The sequence below is a fragment of the Citrobacter sp. RHB35-C17 genome (genome assembly GCF_013816795.1).
In the GTDB taxonomy this organism is placed as follows: Bacteria; Pseudomonadota; Gammaproteobacteria; order Enterobacterales; family Enterobacteriaceae; genus Citrobacter_A; species Citrobacter_A amalonaticus.
The window spans coordinates 3,481,736-3,500,223 of sequence record NZ_CP057150.1; the positions used below are offsets into that span (position 1 = coordinate 3,481,736).

General features: G+C 50.1%; 16 protein-coding genes. 3 read left to right on the top strand and 13 right to left on the bottom strand.

What is annotated here, in order from left to right; genetic code table 11:
* Window positions 1-18 precede the first annotated feature (18 nt).
* From clpB to rluD, 3 genes are all read right to left on the bottom strand, one after another.
* On the bottom strand, window positions 19-2,592 hold the full coding sequence (gene clpB / locus HVZ37_RS16630) for an ATP-dependent chaperone ClpB (RefSeq protein WP_044255236.1): 2,574 nt from the start codon (window positions 2,590-2,592) through the stop codon (window positions 19-21).
* Window positions 2,593-2,721: 129 nt separating this feature from the next.
* Complete coding sequence (gene yfiH, locus HVZ37_RS16635; RefSeq protein ID WP_042999701.1) at window positions 2,722-3,453, bottom strand: purine nucleoside phosphorylase YfiH; 732 nt, start codon at window positions 3,451-3,453, stop codon at window positions 2,722-2,724.
* Window positions 3,450-4,430 (bottom strand): 23S rRNA pseudouridine(1911/1915/1917) synthase RluD, encoded by a 981-nt coding sequence (gene rluD, locus HVZ37_RS16640; protein ID WP_042999700.1) that lies wholly within the window; start codon window positions 4,428-4,430, stop codon window positions 3,450-3,452. Before rluD ends, yfiH begins: the two co-directional genes overlap by 4 nt.
* Before the next feature lie 131 nt (window positions 4,431-4,561).
* Here rluD and bamD point away from each other — a divergent pair, with 131 nt between their 5' ends.
* The 3 genes from bamD (at window position 4,562) to HVZ37_RS16655 (ending at window position 6,451) form a co-directional block, all read left to right on the top strand.
* The gene (gene bamD, locus HVZ37_RS16645; RefSeq protein ID WP_044255229.1) at window positions 4,562-5,299 is read left to right on the top strand and encodes an outer membrane protein assembly factor BamD; all 738 of its coding nucleotides are present in this window, start codon (window positions 4,562-4,564) and stop codon (window positions 5,297-5,299) included.
* Between the two features lie 270 nt (window positions 5,300-5,569).
* On the top strand, window positions 5,570-5,908 hold the full coding sequence (gene raiA / locus HVZ37_RS16650) for a ribosome-associated translation inhibitor RaiA (RefSeq protein ID WP_003031244.1): 339 nt from the start codon (window positions 5,570-5,572) through the stop codon (window positions 5,906-5,908).
* 156 nt (window positions 5,909-6,064) lie between these two features.
* Window positions 6,065-6,451: a hypothetical protein gene (locus HVZ37_RS16655; RefSeq protein ID WP_181628503.1), complete on the top strand. Its 387-nt coding sequence runs from the start codon at window positions 6,065-6,067 to the stop codon at window positions 6,449-6,451.
* A 135-nt stretch (window positions 6,452-6,586) separates the two neighbouring features.
* On the opposite strand, the gene HVZ37_RS16660 is transcribed toward HVZ37_RS16655, so the two are convergent.
* The 10 genes from HVZ37_RS16660 to HVZ37_RS16705 all read right to left on the bottom strand — a co-directional run bounded on the left by HVZ37_RS16660 (window position 6,587) and on the right by HVZ37_RS16705 (window position 18,327).
* Complete coding sequence (locus HVZ37_RS16660) at window positions 6,587-8,059, bottom strand: AAA family ATPase (protein ID WP_181627747.1); 1,473 nt, start codon at window positions 8,057-8,059, stop codon at window positions 6,587-6,589.
* 1,107 nt (window positions 8,060-9,166) lie between these two features.
* Complete coding sequence (locus tag HVZ37_RS16665) at window positions 9,167-10,870, bottom strand: hypothetical protein (RefSeq protein WP_181627748.1); 1,704 nt, start codon at window positions 10,868-10,870, stop codon at window positions 9,167-9,169.
* Window positions 10,870-11,415, bottom strand: a complete 546-nt coding sequence (locus HVZ37_RS16670; RefSeq protein WP_061103636.1) for a hypothetical protein — start codon at window positions 11,413-11,415, stop codon at window positions 10,870-10,872. Before HVZ37_RS16670 ends, HVZ37_RS16665 begins: the two co-directional genes overlap by 1 nt.
* On the bottom strand, window positions 11,387-12,112 hold the full coding sequence (locus HVZ37_RS16675; protein WP_090050937.1) for a hypothetical protein: 726 nt from the start codon (window positions 12,110-12,112) through the stop codon (window positions 11,387-11,389). The genes HVZ37_RS16670 and HVZ37_RS16675 overlap by 29 nt, the downstream gene beginning before the upstream one ends.
* Window positions 12,102-12,689, bottom strand: a complete 588-nt coding sequence (locus tag HVZ37_RS16680) for a tail fiber assembly protein (protein ID WP_181627749.1) — start codon at window positions 12,687-12,689, stop codon at window positions 12,102-12,104. The genes HVZ37_RS16675 and HVZ37_RS16680 overlap by 11 nt, the downstream gene beginning before the upstream one ends.
* The gene (locus tag HVZ37_RS16685) at window positions 12,689-14,263 is read right to left on the bottom strand and encodes a phage tail protein (RefSeq protein ID WP_181627750.1); all 1,575 of its coding nucleotides are present in this window, start codon (window positions 14,261-14,263) and stop codon (window positions 12,689-12,691) included. The genes HVZ37_RS16680 and HVZ37_RS16685 overlap by 1 nt, the downstream gene beginning before the upstream one ends.
* A gap of 9 nt (window positions 14,264-14,272) precedes the next feature.
* On the bottom strand, window positions 14,273-14,860 hold the full coding sequence (locus HVZ37_RS16690; RefSeq protein ID WP_181627751.1) for a phage tail protein: 588 nt from the start codon (window positions 14,858-14,860) through the stop codon (window positions 14,273-14,275).
* Window positions 14,853-16,037 carry a baseplate J/gp47 family protein gene (locus HVZ37_RS16695; protein WP_181627752.1) on the bottom strand — a complete coding sequence of 395 codons (1,185 nt, stop codon included), beginning with the start codon at window positions 16,035-16,037 and terminating at the stop codon, window positions 14,853-14,855. Before HVZ37_RS16695 ends, HVZ37_RS16690 begins: the two co-directional genes overlap by 8 nt.
* Window positions 16,034-16,363 carry a DUF2590 family protein gene (locus tag HVZ37_RS16700; protein ID WP_032292401.1) on the bottom strand — a complete coding sequence of 110 codons (330 nt, stop codon included), beginning with the start codon at window positions 16,361-16,363 and terminating at the stop codon, window positions 16,034-16,036. Before HVZ37_RS16700 ends, HVZ37_RS16695 begins: the two co-directional genes overlap by 4 nt.
* A complete protein-coding gene (locus tag HVZ37_RS16705) occupies window positions 16,360-18,327 on the bottom strand; it encodes a phage tail tape measure protein (protein ID WP_181627753.1) in 1,968 nt (655 codons plus the stop codon). The genes HVZ37_RS16700 and HVZ37_RS16705 overlap by 4 nt, the downstream gene beginning before the upstream one ends.
* Window positions 18,328-18,488: the final 161 nt, after the last annotated feature.

The window sequence follows — 18,488 nt, forward strand, 5'->3', positions numbered from 1 at the left end:
TAATTATTTCATCAAGAATTACTGTACTGCGACAATCCGATCGTCGTTTACCTCAAGACGAATCGTTTTACCTGGAATTAACTCTCCAGACAGGATTTGCTGCGCCAGCGGGTTTTCGATCTGCTGCTGGATTGCACGTTTCAACGGACGCGCCCCATACACCGGATCATAACCATTTGCGCTCAGCAGTTTCAGCGCTTCATCAGAGATGTGGATTTCATAGCCACGCTCTTCCAGACGTTTGTACAGACGCTGCAGTTGGATCTGCGCAATAGACGCGATGTGTTGTTCACCCAACGGATGGAATACCACAACCTCATCTATACGGTTGATGAATTCCGGGCGGAAGTTGTGACTCACCACGCCTAACACCAGATCTTTCATATGGCTGTAGTCGAGATCGCCGAAGCGTTCCTGAATCAAATCGGAACCCAGGTTAGAGGTCATAATGACCACCGTATTACGGAAGTCGACCGTTCTCCCCTGTCCATCGGTCAGACGACCATCATCCAGTACCTGCAGAAGAATGTTGAACACATCAGGATGCGCTTTCTCAACTTCATCAAGCAGAATAACGGAATAAGGACGACGACGAACCGCTTCTGTCAGGTAGCCACCCTCTTCATAACCGACATATCCCGGAGGCGCCCCCACCAGACGTGATACGGAGTGTTTCTCCATAAACTCGGACATGTCGATCCGCACCATCGCGTCATCACTGTCAAACATAAAGTTTGCCAGCGCCTTACACAGCTCGGTTTTACCGACCCCGGTTGGGCCGAGGAACAGGAACGAGCCAATCGGACGGTTTGGATCGGCAAGACCGGCACGGCTACGACGAATCGCATTCGATACGGCTTCGACCGCTTCATTCTGCCCTATCACGCGGCTATGTAACTCTTGCTCCATACGCAACAGTTTTTCGCGCTCGCCTTCCAGCATTCTCGCGACCGGAATACCGGTCCAGCGCGCCAGCACTTCGGCAATTTCCGCATCCGTCACTTTATTACGCAACAGACGCATGGTTTTACCTTCCGACTGCGTCGCAGCTTCCAGCTGTTTTTCCAGCTCAGGAATTTTACCGTATTGCAGTTCTGACATCCGCGCCAGATCGCCAACACGACGCGCCTGTTCAATAGCAATCTTCGCCTGTTCCAGCTCGGCTTTGATCGTTTGTGTTCCGGAGAGCGACGCTTTTTCCGCTTTCCACTCTTCTTCTAATTCAGAGTACTGACGTTCTTTGTCATCCAGCTCTTCGTTAAGCATATCGAGGCGTTTTTTACTCGCCTCATCAGACTCTTTCATTAACGCCTGCTGCTCCAGTTTGAGCTGGATAATACGGCGGTCGAGTCTGTCCAGTTCTTCCGGCTTAGAGTCAATCTGCATACGGATGCTGGATGCCGCTTCATCGATCAGGTCGATGGCTTTATCCGGCAACTGGCGATCGGCAATGTAACGATGAGACAGCGTGGCGGCCGCGACGATTGCCGGGTCAGTAATCTGCACATGGTGATGCAGTTCATAACGTTCTTTCAGACCCCGCAGTATCGCAATGGTATCTTCCACTGACGGCTCAGCCACGAACACTTTCTGGAAACGACGTTCCAGCGCCGCATCTTTTTCGATGTACTGCCGATACTCGTCGAGCGTAGTCGCCCCTACGCAGTGCAGTTCCCCACGCGCCAGCGCCGGTTTCAGCATGTTCCCGGCATCCATTGCGCCATCCGCTTTACCTGCGCCCACCATGGTGTGCAATTCGTCGATAAACAGGATGACATTCCCTTCCTGTTTGGCGAGATCATTGAGTACGCCTTTTAAGCGTTCTTCAAATTCACCGCGGTATTTTGCCCCTGCCACCAGTGCGCCCATATCCAGCGCCAGTACGCGACGGCCTTTTAACCCTTCAGGGACTTCACCATTAATGATTCGCTGTGCCAGTCCTTCAACAATCGCCGTTTTACCGACGCCAGGCTCACCGATTAACACCGGGTTGTTTTTTGTACGACGCTGCAGAACCTGAATGGTCCGGCGGATCTCTTCATCACGGCCGATAACCGGGTCAAGTTTGCCCTGCTCGGCACGCTCAGTCAGATCGACAGTGTATTTTTTCAAGGCCTGACGTTGGTCTTCAGCCCCCTGGTCGTTCACGCTTTCACCTCCACGCATTTGTTCAATTGCCTGAGTAATATTCGCGGTCGTTGCGCCAGCCGATTTCAGTAAATCGGGCAGTGTGCCACGCGACTCAAGCGCCGCCAGAACGAACAGTTCTGACGAAATAAAATTGTCCCCTCGCTTTTGCGCCAGCTTGTCGCAAAGATTAAGAACACGCATCAGATCCTGAGAGGGCTGGACGTCGCCGCCAGTGCCTTCCACCTGCGGTAAACGACTCAGCGCCTGATCGATGGCGGTGCGTAACTGTCCGGCATTAATACCGGCAGAGGTTAATAAAGGACGTACCGATCCCCCTTCCTGATTCAGCAAGGCGCTCATTAAATGAAGAGGTTCGATGAATTGGTTGTCGTGCCCCAGTGCGAGCGACTGGGCATCGGCAAGAGCAAGCTGGAATTTGTTAGTAAGACGATCCAGACGCATAACTCCTCCCATAACAGGTCAAATTTGCTACTGGAGATTAAATGAGGTCATCCCTCAATTATTCAAGGTTATTGACCTGAATTATGTGAAAAGAAAATTACACGTACCGGATCGTCTTGATTCTTTAGGTTATATCAGCCAAATAAAACTTGCCATACGCCCCGTGGTCTTGTCGCGACGATAAGAGAAGAAAGTCTCATTTTCACTAAAAGTACAGCGGTCGCCGCCATAAATTTGCTCAACGCCGACATTTGCCAGGCGCTGACGGGCAAGCTGATAAATATTCGCCAGATATTTTTCGCCGTGAGGCTCAAAGGCTTCATGCGCATTAGTCTCTTTGGCGATAAACGCCTCGCGCACCTCAGGTCCGACTTCAAACGCCGCAGGACCAATCGCCGGGCCTAACCAGGCAAGAATATTTTCAGGCTTATCAGCAAAGCAGGCCACCGTCTCTTCCAGTACGCCTTCACATAATCCACGCCAGCCCGCATGGGCTGCCGCCACCTCCGTTCCTGCCCGATTACAAAAGAGTACGGGCAGACAGTCTGCCGTCATTACCGCACAAACGGTACCCGGCGTATTACTGTATGACGCATCCGCCCGTTTAGAGGCGTAAGGCTCGCCGGTCAGCTTCAGGACGTCTTTTCCATGCACCTGTTCCAGCCAGACCGGTTTTGAAGGCAGATTGCCCGCAGCAAACAGGCGTCTGCGGTTCTCTTCGACATGCTCCGGGTTATCGCCACAGTGGGCGCCCAGGTTTAAGGCATCATACGGCGGCAAACTCACACCACCGGTACGGGTCGAACTGCAGGCCGCCACACCGTTCGGCAGAGGCCACTGCGGGACAATAAGCTCACTCATAGCCAGGCCACATCATCCTTATGCTCTTCGAAATCCGCACGCATCGCGTCAATCAGTTCCACCATATCCTGTGGGATCGGCGCATGCCATTCCATTTCGATACCGGAAATCGGGTGATACAGACGCAGCATGGTGGCATGTAGCGCCTGACGGTCGAATTTACGCAATGTCGAGATAAATGCCTCCGACGCGCCTTTCGGCGGACGCGGACGGCCACCGTATACCTGATCGCCCACCAGCGGATGGGTAATATGCGCCATATGCACGCGGATCTGGTGCGTACGTCCGGTCTCCAGACGCAAGCGCAGACGCGTGTGCACACGGAAGTGTTCCATGATGCGATAGTGCGTGACCGCTGGTTTACCCATCGGATGCACCGCCATATGAGTACGCTTCGTCGGGTGACGGCTGATAGGTTCTTCCACCGTGCCGCCAGCCGTCATATGACCGATCGCTACCGCTTCGTATTCACGGGTAATCTCACGCAGTTGCAGCGCTTCCACCAGCCGCGTTTGCGCCGGAACGGTTTTCGCCACTACCATCAGCCCGGTGGTGTCTTTATCCAGGCGATGGACAATACCTGCGCGTGGGACATCAGCAATTGGCGGATAATAATGCAGTAATGCATTCAGAACCGTGCCGTCCGGGTTGCCCGCGCCAGGATGAACAACCAGATCGCGTGGCTTGTTGATAACAATGATGTCATCATCTTCATAAACGATATCCAGTGGGATATCCTGAGGCTCGAAGCGGATTTCTTCATCGATTTCAGCATCGATGGCGACCCGTTCTCCGCCTAACACTTTTTCTTTTGGTTTGTCGCAAAGTTTACCGTTGACCAGCACGCGCCGATCAAGAATCCAATCTTTTATGCGCGATCGCGAATAATCAGGGAACATTTCGGCCAAAGCTTGATCTAAGCGTTGACCGAGTTGATTTTCGGATACCGTTGCGGTGAGTTGTACTCGTTGTGCCATATACAGCTTCTTCGTTTAACGTTGGGTTTTACGGCTTTGCCGTTTAATATAGTGTGCTATTGTAGCTGGTCTTAACCGGGAGCAGGAACAGAGAATCTCCCGTAAAACATTTTGAGGAAAGTCAAAACGTCATGACGCGCATGAAATATCTGGTGGCAGCAGCCACGTTGAGCCTGTTTTTGGCGGGTTGCTCTGGTTCAAAGGAAGAGGTGCCCGATAATCCGCCTAATGAAATCTACGCGACTGCTCAGCAAAAGCTGCAGGACGGTAACTGGAAACAGGCAATAACGCAATTGGAAGCGTTGGATAACCGCTATCCATTTGGTCCTTATTCTCAGCAGGTGCAGTTAGATCTCATCTACGCCTACTACAAAAACGCCGATCTGCCGCTTGCTCAGGCTGCCATCGATCGCTTTATCCGCCTGAATCCAACTCATCCTAACATTGATTATGTCATGTATATGCGTGGCCTGACCAATATGGCGTTAGATGACAGCGCATTACAAGGGTTCTTTGGTGTTGATCGTAGCGACCGTGACCCTCAGCATGCGCGAGCTGCGTTCAATGACTTTTCGAAACTGGTTCGCGGTTATCCGAACAGCCAGTACACCACCGACGCCACCAAACGTCTGGTGTTCCTGAAAGATCGTCTGGCGAAATATGAGTACTCCGTTGCGGATTATTACACTCAGCGCGGTGCATGGGTTGCCGTGGTTAACCGTGTAGAAGGTATGCTGCGCGATTTCCCGGATACGCAGGCAACGCGTGATGCCCTGCCGTTGATGGAAAATGCCTATCGCGAAATGCAGATGACGGCCCAAGCTGACAAAGTGGCGAAGATTATCGCCGCTAACAGCAGCAACACCTGATCGATTTTCAGATGCAAAAACGGCAGCGCTGAGCTGCCGTTTTTTTATCCGTTTCGCGTTGTGGCGCTGATGACTTTTGCGTGACGCAACTCATCAAATATGGCCTGCTTTCTGGCTTTCCTCAAGTTAAAAATCACCTCTTCCTGCGATAACTCACAAAAAGGTACCCTTGACAAAAAGTGACAAAATAATGTGATTTAAATCACACATTTTGACATTAGGAACGGTATGCTGGAATCACCAAGACGGGAAAGACAAGAGGTAAAATTTATGACAATGAACATTACCAGTAAACAAATGGAAATTACTCCGGCAATTCGCCAACATGTCGCAGACCGTCTCGCCAAACTTGAAAAATGGCAAACCCATCTCATTAATCCACATATCATTCTGTCCAAGGAGCCACAGGGTTTCATTGCTGATGCCACCATCAATACACCGAACGGACATCTGGTCGCCAGCGCAAAACACGAAGATATGTATACCGCTATTAACGATTTGATCAACAAGCTGGAACGGCAGCTCAATAAAGTGCAGCACAAAGGCGAAGCCCGTCGTGCAACAACTTCAGTAAAAGACGCCAACTTCGTCGAAGCAGAAGAAGAGTAGTCCCTTACATTGAGTGTATCGCCAACGCGCCTTCGGGCGCGTTTTATTGCAAAGTAACACAATGAAATAAAAGGATTTATTTCAACCAGCGACCACATATTGACCACATCGACAACAAAAACCCCGATTCTGGGGTTTTTTCATATGGAGTCTAAAATGCAAGAGTTAGAAGGAACACCACTACACCATTCAAAGCTGGCCGGCGTTCGGCTTGCCTGCCCTCCTGAACTTTCAGCTTCAATACAAGATTATTTCAAAAGTAACGGGTTTGACGTTAGTAAAACTGTTTGCTTTTCTAACAATGCACCGGATAGACTTAATCTCATCTTTGAAGTGGCTACTCAGGCAAGGAAGTTAGCAGGGGTCATTATGGGATTGCTGAACAAGAATGATGTTGAAATCGAATTGAATCTTTGTACCCAGGACAATGAACCTAAAATAGCAAAGGTCAAGTTGCGCAGTCTGAAGGATGTTGAAGCGTGCGAACGTCTGATCAATAAACTGGCATCAGTAGTTATTACACCAAAGCAAAACAATCAATAAACTCAAGAAAAAGGCCATATATAAGATAAAGCCTCGACTGATGAGGCTTTATCTTATTAGTTTAATTCTAATTAAAATGTAGTACGAACTTTACAAATCATCCCAGTCTACATTTATATATTTACTCTCAACCATTCATTCCAATCCTTTTTTAATGAAGTCCATGATTGGCGACCAAAACTCAGAGTTGTGTTCATTGAATAAATCTATCATACCGGCCCTAATAAACAACTCAGATGTAAAATCCAATTTATCACTTAATCTAGTAAAATAAACATGATGATCACATGCCGAATGCATTACACTCTCAACAGCAGCCTTAATTTTTTCAGCATCAAACCTTGTTAACAAACATCTTTGCCTTAAAACTGAAGCATGTTCTTCTATGTTTTTAGCAATATAATGATAGACTATAGCATCAGGATAATCTTCCCCGATAAACATTGCATTTTCAGGCAATTCCTTAGTTCCCTGCCGTCCTTTAATATCGCCATCAACTAAGGCAATAGAAGGATAATGAATGGTAGGGTTCTCATTATGATATTGACTAACCTTAACAACACTAGGATATCCGCCGGCAGTATAAACTTTTATTGTTGAAGCTAATTTTGGAAGATATCTATCTATCGCATTCTCAACCCACTCTTTTGCAAAAGAATCCTCAACATATATAACCTTCGAATTCACCTTCTGCCCTGTAATAGCACGTAAACTTTCAATGCTTAGTTTACCATTCCATACTTTTTTATTAATGGAGGCCCAAACGGCTTCTGGCTCAAGCTCATTCACTGCATCCTGTGAATGTGTTGTAAATATTATCTGCAGTTTTTTTCGTTTCGCGACATTAGTCAAATAATTAACAAACAATCTTACTGCGACGGGATGCAACCCATTCTCAATTTCTTCAATCAAGATCAGAGAATTATCGGTAGCATTTTCAATTCTATCAATAGTATCTATTATTGAGGCTTCACCAGCACCAAAATGAAACTGAGAATAACCAGAACCATTCAACGCCTTGCCTACAAACATTCTAGAAGATGGATCATACTTATTTATTACACATTTATAATCTTCAATTTTTTTATCCAAAACCGCAGTGCAATATTTTATTGTATCTGGATTAAGGTTTTTTACTTCAAATTGTTCTGAATCACCAGATAAAAACTTATTGAATTTAGTTAGCTCACCAGCAGGCACCGTTCGTTGTATTTCTACATATACAACATTTCGCTCCGGAAAACTATCTCTACGCCATTTCATCTGTTTAAACTTTGCAGTTCTGTTAATGTTTTTATCTTTTGAAATGGACTTATCAATCAACTCAAAACCAATCTCCCAATCACTCATCGAATCATCGCCATAAAATGATTTAGGGAAAAATTTACTTGGCTTAACATTTTTATAAGCGAGGGCTACAGCACCTAATATCGTCGACTTCCCGCCACCATTGGTACCAATAAGTGCAGTTACGGGGGTTTTAAATTCTACAATTTCCTCATCAAATCCTCTGACATTTTTTAGTGTGATACGCTTAACATATTGATTGAATTTATTATCCTGCACCTTATCTTTTTCTAACTTTAATTCTGCTGGAGATAATTTCATTTTAGTCCCTTAGCTTTAACCATAAAAAATTACAAGCACGCTATTAATACCATACGGTACTATATTTGTAGCTAATATAAATATTAACAGAACTTACATCATTTCACTCTTACCAAGATATTAAACCCCGTTAAATAATAAAAACATCTACATAACATAATATTGGAAGCCCTATCGGAAAACCGTCACAACCATCACACCTTACAAAAGAAATCCTATCCTAATGATTCTAAACAATAAATGTTGTGACGGTAAAACCATCACAAAACGTAACATAAACCGTCACACCTAGTAAATTCAGTGAGTTATAAAGCTGCGTTGTGATGTTTTAAGACCGTCACACTGTGATACTGTTGTGATAGTTTTGTGATGGTTTTCAATTCCATGCTTTATTTATATATATCATATAGATAGATAACATCTTTAAATCTTGTGACGCTTGTGACGGTTTTCCGATAGTCCCCATAATTTTTTGAAAAAATCAGATTTGGTCAGAAATCACCCTGATTTTCTGGTAGTTTTGTATATCTATCTGTGACTGATTTAAGCACTGGTGCATGTAAGTTATCTCAGGTATGCCGATGGTTCAGGCTGTGCAAAGTATTTCAGTTCCGCGTTCCACTGTCATTCCGCGCCAGAGCACGTCAGCTAAGGCCTGGACACTTCCACGCACTGACCTGATCTCGCTGCGACCGTTACGTAAAAAGTCACGTAATAGCTGTTAACCCCGCATGAAACCCGGCACCGGCATTGTTCACCCACAGCCGGTCATCGCACAAAAACTGAAATCCTTGAAATTTGTTTCACACATTTCAGTTGGCGAACTACTGCCAAAGCTCCAGCGCTGGTGCGGTCTGGCGATGTGTTTTGTACCACCGGAAAAACTGAAATCATTCTCAACACGAAAACCGCAGGCGGGTGCGGTGTAGCGCCGTTTTCGTCACTTCCGCCGTTATTTCGTCGCGGCAGGCTGTATCAGCGCCTTGCTGCGCTACTGAAGTTAATCAGGTTGGGATGAACGGGTGCAGATAATTGCGGCGCTCAGAATGCGTCTGGTGAGGTCTGGTGGGTACGATAAAGCCCGCATGACGCGGGCTAGTTGGGTAATCAGGCGATAATATTCTGGTACTTGCTCCGGGTTTCTCCGGCTTTCGTGGCAGTCTGAGTAAATGATGACGCATTGGTCGGTGTGCCTACGCTGGGGTGTGAGTGACTGGCGCACTGCCTTGCCAGTTCTGCCAGCAAATCAATGGTGTCCAGCATCATGGTCAGGGCATTGATACTCTCACTGCCAATATGGACAGTTGTCCCCATGACCTGCTGACCGCCAGCGGCCACTGATTTACGCAGTGCGGCAATCTTCTCTGTCAGGCTTTCGCCAACCTCCACGGCTACAGCTCCGCCCACTTTAGTGGACTGCTGTCCTGCTATGTCCGTTTCTTCGTTTCCTTCAATACTGGCCAGCCTGTTACCTTTCACCGCCTGGCTATAATCACCGGCGCTTACCTGCTGGATGGCTCCGGCCAGCAGTGTGGCGGTTCCCAGTACCGTGGTTTTATCCGTGGCTTTCACTGTGGTTTCACGGCTGACCAGTTCGCGCTGTTCCGTATCGGCTTTTACGGTTCGCACCATCGATGTTTCGCTGATGGTCTGATCGGTCTGCCTTACCCAGTCACCCGCCTGAGTCACTCTCTGGGATACTTCTTCCCGCTGCTGCTGTAATTGCTCACCGGGTTTAACGTCCGGCAGACTGGTGCCATCCGGTAGCGTCTGCCTGATAAAAGGTTTATCCGGTCTGCCTCCTGTGAATGCGACCTCAACCAGCGTCCCTTCTGGCGGGAACTGAAACATACCTGAATCATTCCCGGCCATTGGTACCGGCAGCGGCACCGCTGAATAAACAGGCGTCTGATTGTCCGGGTTTCCGTCTGCGTCAAGCAGCTGCACGTCCACGGCGTAACGTGGCCGGAAGGGATCGGCAAAGTTACCGCTTTTTACCGGCTCTGAATGCGCCACGACTCTGGCCATCTTTGGCAAATGAAGCCCGGATGTCAGTTCCGGGTAATGGCTTTCAATCTGCCGTTGCGCTGGTGTTTTCTGCAAAGGTTTACCCGTTGCGCGGTTTCTCGGTGTCCATGTGATCGCCATCGTGTCATTAGTCAGGTGAACTTTAGTCACGCGTTCACCGTTCATCTCCACCCCTGGCCGCATAGTCTGGATCACTGGTAATGTCACAGAGTTACCGCCAGCAGCCCCCTGGCTGAACTCTGACGGGATTTCTACGGAACGACCGGCAAACAATGATTTTTCTGCGCCTCCGACGTAAAGCGAACCATCAGGCAACTGGTACCAGATGTAATCCTGGATACTGAACGCCCTGCCCAGATTGTTCAGCAACTGATAACCAGTACCGTTATGGGTAAAATGTGGGATTGGGGTATCGCTGTACTGTGCATCAGGCACACTGACCGTGATCCCGCTGTTTTCTTCCAGCCAGCCCGCAATTTCACGCAAAGTCGGGTGTTGAAACGAACATGGCCACATCCTTTCAAACACACCTGCCAGCTCACGAATGAACAGACGCTGAAAACCGTTTTCAGCGGGCTGCGATCGCTCCACATACCCCGTAAACCAGCGCAAAAGCAGATCGGTATACCCCACATCCAGCCGCACCAGTTTTCCGGTGTAATCGGTTGTTGTCTCTGCGGTGATGAAGCCCCGGCCGCAGCTGTTCAGCTCCAGTACCAGGCTGGCATCCACCAGGTGAACTTCATCCGTTGAAAGGTAAAGGCGTTTTACTGGTTTCATCATTAACCCAAAGCATCATTGACGGGCTTCAGCACCTTGCGTTCAAACCACGTCAGTTTTTCTTCATCCTCTCCGGCAGACTGGCCACCGGACTGTCCCGCACTACCGGCAGTTTGTTTTTTTGCGGTCGTCTTACCTGTTGCCCTGGCCTCTCGCTTTTCCTGCACGCTGATATGTTCCGCCAGTGTGAATGTCACCAGCCAGGCCATTTTCCCGTCCTGCTGGGGTGCATCCAGCATTCCGCTGAACGTTGCTTCACGAAAATTAACAGCACGGGCAACTTCATGCGCCACTCGGTACTTCTGACGATTACCACTGGCATCGGTAGCACTGGCCAGCTCAAAAATACGCTTCAGTATTTCAGGCTGTTTAAAAGGTATTTCACCGCTGATCCGCAGTTCCTTTCCCTTTGCTCCCTGCTCTGATTTTGTTGTGGCACTGGTCTGGCCGGACTGATCTTTATCCTGAAATTGCTGTGAAACAGTCACCCGCATGTTTTTCAGCTGGATGGCCTCGCCATTAAGCGCCAGTGTCGGGATCGAAGTCATGAATCATTCCCTTTATTCCATCAAGATTATCGCCAACCAGCATCATGGCAGCGGTGTAAACGGCAGACTGCTGCGGAATGTCCTTCATCAGTTCCAGTAACGTAGTGCCGGTGTCTCCGCTGGCAGTAAAAACCCACGCTCTGGCACTTTTTTCCTGTAAATCATTCAGGCCGCTGGCCACATCACTGATAAGCTGGTCACGCAGCTGCGTGAACTCGCCCAGCTGTTTTTTCAGCCCTTCGATATCAAACCCGGCACCCGCCGCCTTTTGTGCCTGGCTGATTGCCGCAGCAGATAAAGCTGCCCTGCTGGTTGGTACAGACAGTGGAATGGACGCAGGTAATGCTGCGGCGGCTTTCGCAGGGATCTGCATCTTTTCAATAGCCAACGCTGCGGCGGATTGCGCCAACCGTTTGACCTGCGTGAATGCCGGGGCGGGGAAAATCCCGACCAGGTTATTCAGGCTGGCCATAAAGTTTTCCTGCGTCTGTCCGGTGACCATCATAATCACCACATCCGCATTCCCCCCGGTTCCGGCCAGGCGTTCAGCAAGATAGCGAACGGCATTAACAGGGCTGAGATATGCCCCGTTCGCTGTCTGCTGTCCCAGCCCATAAATCCACGGATGCGCAGGGACGATCGAACAGTTCAGCGCAGCAACTGAATCCGTGAAGGCCAGACGTGCTTCACGCCACATTTCCAGGCACCTCCGGCCACACAATTTCTGGCGCATCTTCCGGTTGAATACGATTCAGTAAAACGCGGTATTTTTTCCATGCGATAAGCAGCAGTGCTTCTTCTTCGGTTGCCATGTCTAAATCAACGGCATCCTGCAATGTGGCAATGGCGTCATTGGCCTGTTTAAGCAGGCTTTTCTTTTCGGCGTCTGCTTCGCTAACTAATGCAATTCGCATGGCCTCCGCATCATCCACCCACGCCTTACCATTCCATTTTTGCCAGGCATTAGCCGGTGCTGACGTGGTTGTCCCTTCCGGGTAAGCGCCTGGCTCGGTGATCACCAGTTCATTACCGTTTTCTGTATCAAACACCACCTCACCACGGTGATCCTCACGGGAAATCCATCTTTGCTTCTCTGAATCAAAAATCGCCACAAATCCCGCTTTGATTGCCGGTGGCTTTATCGTGGTGCAGTTAGCTGGCAGTCCGGTATGCGCAGGAATAAAAGCATCACCCGAACCAATAAATTCATTCGTATCGGAACGCAGGTTATAAACAGTAACTGTTTGATCGGTTTCACTCATTTTAAAAGTCATTATGCGAGTCTCACTATGTAGTTAAATGCAATATTCTTAACGGTCGTTTCTGCGTTGCCCGACGCGACGACGGTAATGGTGTGACTGTGTGCGCCAATGGCTACGGTATGAGAGTGAGCGCCAATACCTACGGAGTGATTATGTGCGCCAATGGCTACGGTGTGCGCGTGGTTTCCCGCTGAACTGGTATTTACGGTATATGCAGTACCACTTCCGCCTGCTGATCTGGCTATTCCTGAACCATCAGTGCCTCGCGTGGTAAAACCGTGTGCGTGCGCCCCTGTCGTATTTGTCGTTTTTGTACCGTGGTCAAACGTACTCGCCGTTTTAGTACCGTAATCAAATGAGGATGTTGATTTCGTTCCCAAATCCGTACTGGATGCACTCGCAGTGTGGGCATGGGATTTATTGCCATCATCTTCACAGGACAATACTGCGCGGCCATCTGGTTTCCCTTTGATTGTCTGGCGGCGCATATCAGGAAGAACACCCGATGGGTATGCAATAGCCAATTGCGGGCAAGCCACTGTATCAAATGCCTGTCCCTGCATGATTGCGTGACGCGCCGGTGGGATATCTGTCGGCCAGGGAAGTGGCACCCCAACAGGTACAACATCACTAATGCTTAAAACAGCCAGTTCACCCAGTTCAAGATTTTTTCTGGCTTTCGCTTTGTCGTTAACATCAGCAAGGTTTGCATCCTTACGCAAGAAATCGCTGCTGGCCTGCTGTTCTCCCAGGCTACCTTTTGGTCGTAAATCCGTGATGTGACCATCCACATCAATGCTGGCCACCGCAAACACGTAATGCTGAACCCCGTTCTGAACGTAATCAGCAAGATTTGCAGCCACCGTGATTTTGCTCTGCACATTCCAGACACTGGTCAGTGTCCCTGTCCAGCACACATCCAGCCAGACTTTTACCGGCTTTGTCGTCACCGTAATATTCTGGTTCGCAGTCAGTGACGCACGAAGTCCAGCCACATAACCTGTGCCTTTCGTGACAAAAAACTGATTGCCGATTTTGGCTACCAGATACCCGTTACCAAAAAACGCCGCCGCACCATAGATATCCATATTTTCCAGGCGCTGGCGCTCATCCATTCCGGCCATACGCGCAGTAAAATCAATCTGCCAGGTTTCAGCGGGCGTATTGATGCCGGTTTCTTTCTGTGCGCCGTTGTATTCCATCAGGAAAGAACGGGTCAGAACATTCCCCTGCTGCCCTTCTGCAGTTTTCAGCTTTTGCTGGACAGGCGCATGAACAATCATCGCCAGCGTGCCGCTGGCCTTGTTAATCAGGCCGATCCAGTTAAACGAAAAATCGCCCACATCCGCACCCAGCACAACGGAGTGCACCACGGCATTTTCATTCACCACACCTTTACGGCTGACTGCCTGCCGGTGAACAATCTGCGCGGCCGGTGGCAGTGTCTCGCTGCGATCAACGGGTTGTTCTGGATTCAGTCCCGGCACGTTCGCAAAAACAAATTCGTCCAGCAGGACAGGCTCGCCAGTGGCACCCTGCAGCGCCTTCCACTGTTCAAATGCCAGTGTGATAGCTGTCTGTGACATAAAATCTCCCTATAAACCCGCGCTAAACGTCGCGCTGTCTGTTTCCGTACTGTTTAACGCTGCCGGATACGCCACATATTCTCCCTGATCCCATCCCGCCCGGATGGCCAAGCTTTCAGACGTGATCACCTCAAACTGATAACGGCGGCATGTTCGCCCGTACTGGCGAATTATCTGGATCAGCAACTGCGTGTTGTCCGCAATCTGGCTGTCTGTCACGCGAACCAGTATCACGTCCCAATCAATCCCCGGCTGGCGTTCCTGCAGCTCAACGTACCCAATTCCCAGCCGTTCGAAGATGTTGATAAACCCCTCAACGGAACCGGCATCCCGCGCATTCACAAAGGCATATGCCACGCGCTTACGGAACAATGCCAGCGGTTCACCGTCAAAGCGGGTAATGTCGCGGTCGTACGCCAGCAGGTTCAGTAATACCGGCGTACACGTCAGCGGATCGAACTGATTCACTGGCCACGTTACCCAGCCGTAAACCTCAGCCCAGAACCGCCGCGCCGTTTTCAGCAACTTGGCCGGCTCCCCTTTGTTCATCCAGGAAGGAAGCACCATCCCGGCCAGCTTTTTCAGGAACTCACTCATTTTCAATAACCACCGCAAGCGATTTCAGGCGTGGCACACTCAGTTCACTGGTGATGTCGCCCAGCGAAAAAGACAGTGATTCCGTCTGCGCAAAGGTTTTATGAATTTCCCGCCCCAGTTGAGAAAAGGAAAACCGCGAATATGGCCACGTCTTCCTGACGTCATAATCAGCATTCTCACGAAAGGCACAGCGGATCATGTTTTCCACCCCGTCTTTCAGGGTTTTCCTGTCCTCATCGCTGAAATTGGCCAGATTTTTGACATAAACCGTGACGGACAGATCATGAAGCGTTTCCGGCATGGGATAGCACTGCATATCATCACCGTGGCCGTGATGCCCCTGCGTGTTGATATAGTCATTGACGGCATCCACGAACGGCGAAGAAGCCACCCCGCTGTCCAGCAACAGATACGCGTTGGCGGTACCGGGTCCCCTCGGCGCTTCATGTTCAAAGAAAATCCGGTCAATACTCAGCCCTGCAACGCCGGCAATCATTGACCGGTAAACGGCGTCAGTGTGGTAATTCCCCACCAGATTGAACTGATTGCGGCAGCGTTCGCGCAGCTCATCATCACTTTCTTCATCCGCGCCCGGTACGGTCAGCCAGTTTTCTTCGCTGGTCACGTGGCTGATACCGTCAACGGCAACCGGCAGAATGCGGTAATATCCCGGCGCAAGGTTATATGCGCCCCCGGTGCCGGTGGCTTTCACCGGCAGTAATGCGCTGGCCATACCGGAAGCGATCACCACATCCTCACTGGTGGCCAGCTCATACACGCGGCCGTTAATGCGCTCTGTCTGGATAATCGTCCCGGCTTTCACCGTCACCACAGCTTTTGCATCTTCTTTGAAGAAGCGGATCACACCCTGTGCAGCGCTCGCCGGTTTTGCCGTGACGTTCACCGCCCACGCCAGCAGACGCAACATGCTCCCGCTGGCTGTGGCCACAAACATATTGGCCAGCACGGTGAATACCAGAACGTCTTTCAGCCACATCACTGGTGCGGTCACAATGGCGGTGATTAACCGCCAGAACGGTGACATGCGGGACGTATTGGTGATAATCCCCTCGTCAGCTGCAATCGCATTAAAGCGATCGCGAACCTCAGATTCCGTCACCGGCATCCCGCTGGCTTTCACCACTTCTTCAAAATCAACCTGGGGCTTTTCCGTCATAAGTCCACCTGATATGAAAGCGTGCCAAAATCGTATGTGCTCGCGGTCACCCACAGCCGTTTCTGGCTTTCTTCACTGATTTCCACCGTTCCCGGCACAATGCGCTCATCGTTTTCAACCAGTAATTCCAGTTGTGTAAAAATATCTGCCCTCAGTGTCGGACTGCGTTCCGCAATTAATTGCGTGGCTAATCCGCTCTCAATAATGGCGTGAATAATGTCCTGCCCGATACTTTTTCGGTTATTGCATAATTCAGGCTCATTACCGGCATTTAATGAGAAGTCACCATTCTCAATAAGCAGGTCAATATAAAGAATCTCACTCACGCATTAAGCTCCTGCCATTCCATTAGCTGGGAGGGTGAAAGCGCTTCTTTAGTATGAAAATGCACTTCACCAATTTTACGGCTGTTATCCGTTACTGATTTAGAATTACTGCTAATTGTTTTACTGATACCACCTTTATCAACGCCTTTTAATTCACCGCCAGTTGAAAGGGTATTCGTTGTCAGTGCCGGTTGAGATTCGTTCGCCAGTGAAATATCGACGCCCGGAATTTTATTGAGTTTTCCGACAATCCAGTTCCACGATTTCAGGAACCCGCCTTTGATGGTCTGCCAGACGTTATCAAACAGGGAAACAATCCCGCTGGCCATGCCGCTTAACGCCTGTGACGGTGAAAACCCGGTCAGCAGCGCAATAAAGCTGTTCCAGCCGTCCGTGATCCATTGCCACGCAGCGGAAAACACGCCGGCAAGCCATTCCACCACACCAGCCACGGCGGTAAACGCTGCCGTATTCATCACCGCCGCTTTCACATCATCCCAGTGTTTAATCAGCAGATAACACCCGGCTGCCAGCAGAGCAATCGCCCCGATAACCAGCAGAACCGGCCAGCTCATCAGGTTGATGCCAATACCGGCCATAATCGCCGCCATGCGCACGGCCAGCAGCGTACCCCGCAGGAATTTCAGCGTCAGGTTCCACGCCACAACAGCCTTTGAGGTAATCCAGACAGTGGCCGCGTAAATCTTCGTGACCAGCGTCAGGGCGCTCCAGAGTCCCTTCAGACCCACCAGGATAAATTTTGAGACGCCCATGACAATATTTGTCACCGCGCCCGCTGCCGCCACACCAAACAGCGCAAGCTGCACGTAACCAATCACCCGCGCAATATTGGGAAACATCTGCATCCAGCGGCCGAACGTCTGCCCCATATCGGCCAGACGGTTCAGGACCGGGTACAGAACCGGGATCAACGTCAGTCCGATCACCGTTTGAATGGCTTTGAGGATTTGTACAAAGCGATCCCACGGCTTGACCAGCTTCCCGGCCATCTCCTGTGTACGCTTCAGCCCGTCAGAGCCGCCCAGTTCGGTGATATTACGCTGCAGTAACGCCACATTGCCGTACAGGTGCTTTATCACCGCTGAACTGTCACCAAATGCCGCATCCAGCTCCGCCTGGGCTTTCAGGTTCCCTTCCAGGCTTTTGCCGTATTTGCCCTGCAGCTTGATCAGCACTTCAGGCATGGACAGCATTTTGCCGGTGGAGTCCGTAAAGGACAGCCCCAGCTTTTTAGCGCCCTCTATCGCGCCGGTCATGAAACCTTCGTAAGCGCTGCTGGCCTCTGTTCCCAGCGTACGGTTGAGCTGTCCCAGCACCGCCAGCTGTTCATCCAGCCCGACGCCGTAGTTGGTACCGACACCCCGCGCCCCTTCCATCAGGTCTTTAATGGTGCCCATTTCGGTACCGAAGACCTTGCGCATATACACCATTTTCCCCGCCAGTTGCTCAGCGAACTGGACTTTACCCAGCCGCGCCGCATCGGCGGAAAAGTTACCGTACATCTGCCCCATGAACTCCGCTGTGTCGGCGGATGTGGATTTCAGGGCAAATGCCAGCGTATTAGCGACCTTCGTCACTTTCGGCAACTCGCTGGCGGTAAGGCCGGCAATGGACGCGTTAATGTTCTCTGTGGATTTGACGAACTCCACCGCGCTGGCACCGTAGGTCATGCTGAACCGGAGCGCGTCACGCTGTACGGTCTTTAATGCCTGGTTATCAATCCCTTTTGCAGCGGCATCATTCAGCGCGTCGTACATTTCGATAGCCGGCGATAACGCGCCTTTTATGGCCATCCCCGTACCGGCCAGCCCCAGCACGCCACCACCAATCTGCGAAAAGGCCGCTTTTGATTTTTCCGCAAAGCCGGTGACGCTGCCCTGCGCCTGTTTTAACGGGCGCGTCAGCTTATCAATCAGGCTTAATGTAAAATCTAACTGTTTCATTCCGTGCCTTTAAATGCAGTGTTGATTCCGTTAGCAACCGCTATTCGCATATTTTCCCAGTGGCGATTATCCAGCCAGATGGCAGCGGAAATATCATCCACGGAATCCTGACCGTGTGGTAAATAATGGCGACGTAAAATTAAATACTGTTCGAGTCCGTT

What these genes read in the sequence shown, in the direction of transcription:
- clpB (WP_044255236.1), bottom strand. Translation starts at nt 2,592, where the DNA reads ATGCGTCTGGATCGTCTTACTAACAAATTCCAGCTTGCTCTTGCCGAT.
- yfiH (WP_042999701.1), bottom strand. Translation starts at nt 3,453, where the DNA reads ATGAGTGAGCTTATTGTCCCGCAGTGGCCTCTGCCGAACGGTGTGGCG.
- rluD (WP_042999700.1), bottom strand. Translation starts at nt 4,430, where the DNA reads ATGGCACAACGAGTACAACTCACCGCAACGGTATCCGAAAATCAACTC.
- bamD (WP_044255229.1), top strand. Translation starts at nt 4,562, where the DNA reads ATGACGCGCATGAAATATCTGGTGGCAGCAGCCACGTTGAGCCTGTTT.
- raiA (WP_003031244.1), top strand. Translation starts at nt 5,570, where the DNA reads ATGACAATGAACATTACCAGTAAACAAATGGAAATTACTCCGGCAATT.
- HVZ37_RS16655 (WP_181628503.1), top strand. Translation starts at nt 6,065, where the DNA reads ATGCAAGAGTTAGAAGGAACACCACTACACCATTCAAAGCTGGCCGGC.
- HVZ37_RS16660 (WP_181627747.1), bottom strand. Translation starts at nt 8,059, where the DNA reads ATGAAATTATCTCCAGCAGAATTAAAGTTAGAAAAAGATAAGGTGCAG.
- HVZ37_RS16665 (WP_181627748.1), bottom strand. Translation starts at nt 10,870, where the DNA reads ATGATGAAACCAGTAAAACGCCTTTACCTTTCAACGGATGAAGTTCAC.
- HVZ37_RS16670 (WP_061103636.1), bottom strand. Translation starts at nt 11,415, where the DNA reads ATGACTTCGATCCCGACACTGGCGCTTAATGGCGAGGCCATCCAGCTG.
- HVZ37_RS16675 (WP_090050937.1), bottom strand. Translation starts at nt 12,112, where the DNA reads ATGTGGCGTGAAGCACGTCTGGCCTTCACGGATTCAGTTGCTGCGCTG.
- HVZ37_RS16680 (WP_181627749.1), bottom strand. Translation starts at nt 12,689, where the DNA reads ATGACTTTTAAAATGAGTGAAACCGATCAAACAGTTACTGTTTATAAC.
- HVZ37_RS16685 (WP_181627750.1), bottom strand. Translation starts at nt 14,263, where the DNA reads ATGTCACAGACAGCTATCACACTGGCATTTGAACAGTGGAAGGCGCTG.
- HVZ37_RS16690 (WP_181627751.1), bottom strand. Translation starts at nt 14,860, where the DNA reads ATGAGTGAGTTCCTGAAAAAGCTGGCCGGGATGGTGCTTCCTTCCTGG.
- HVZ37_RS16695 (WP_181627752.1), bottom strand. Translation starts at nt 16,037, where the DNA reads ATGACGGAAAAGCCCCAGGTTGATTTTGAAGAAGTGGTGAAAGCCAGC.
- HVZ37_RS16705 (WP_181627753.1), bottom strand. Translation starts at nt 18,327, where the DNA reads ATGAAACAGTTAGATTTTACATTAAGCCTGATTGATAAGCTGACGCGC.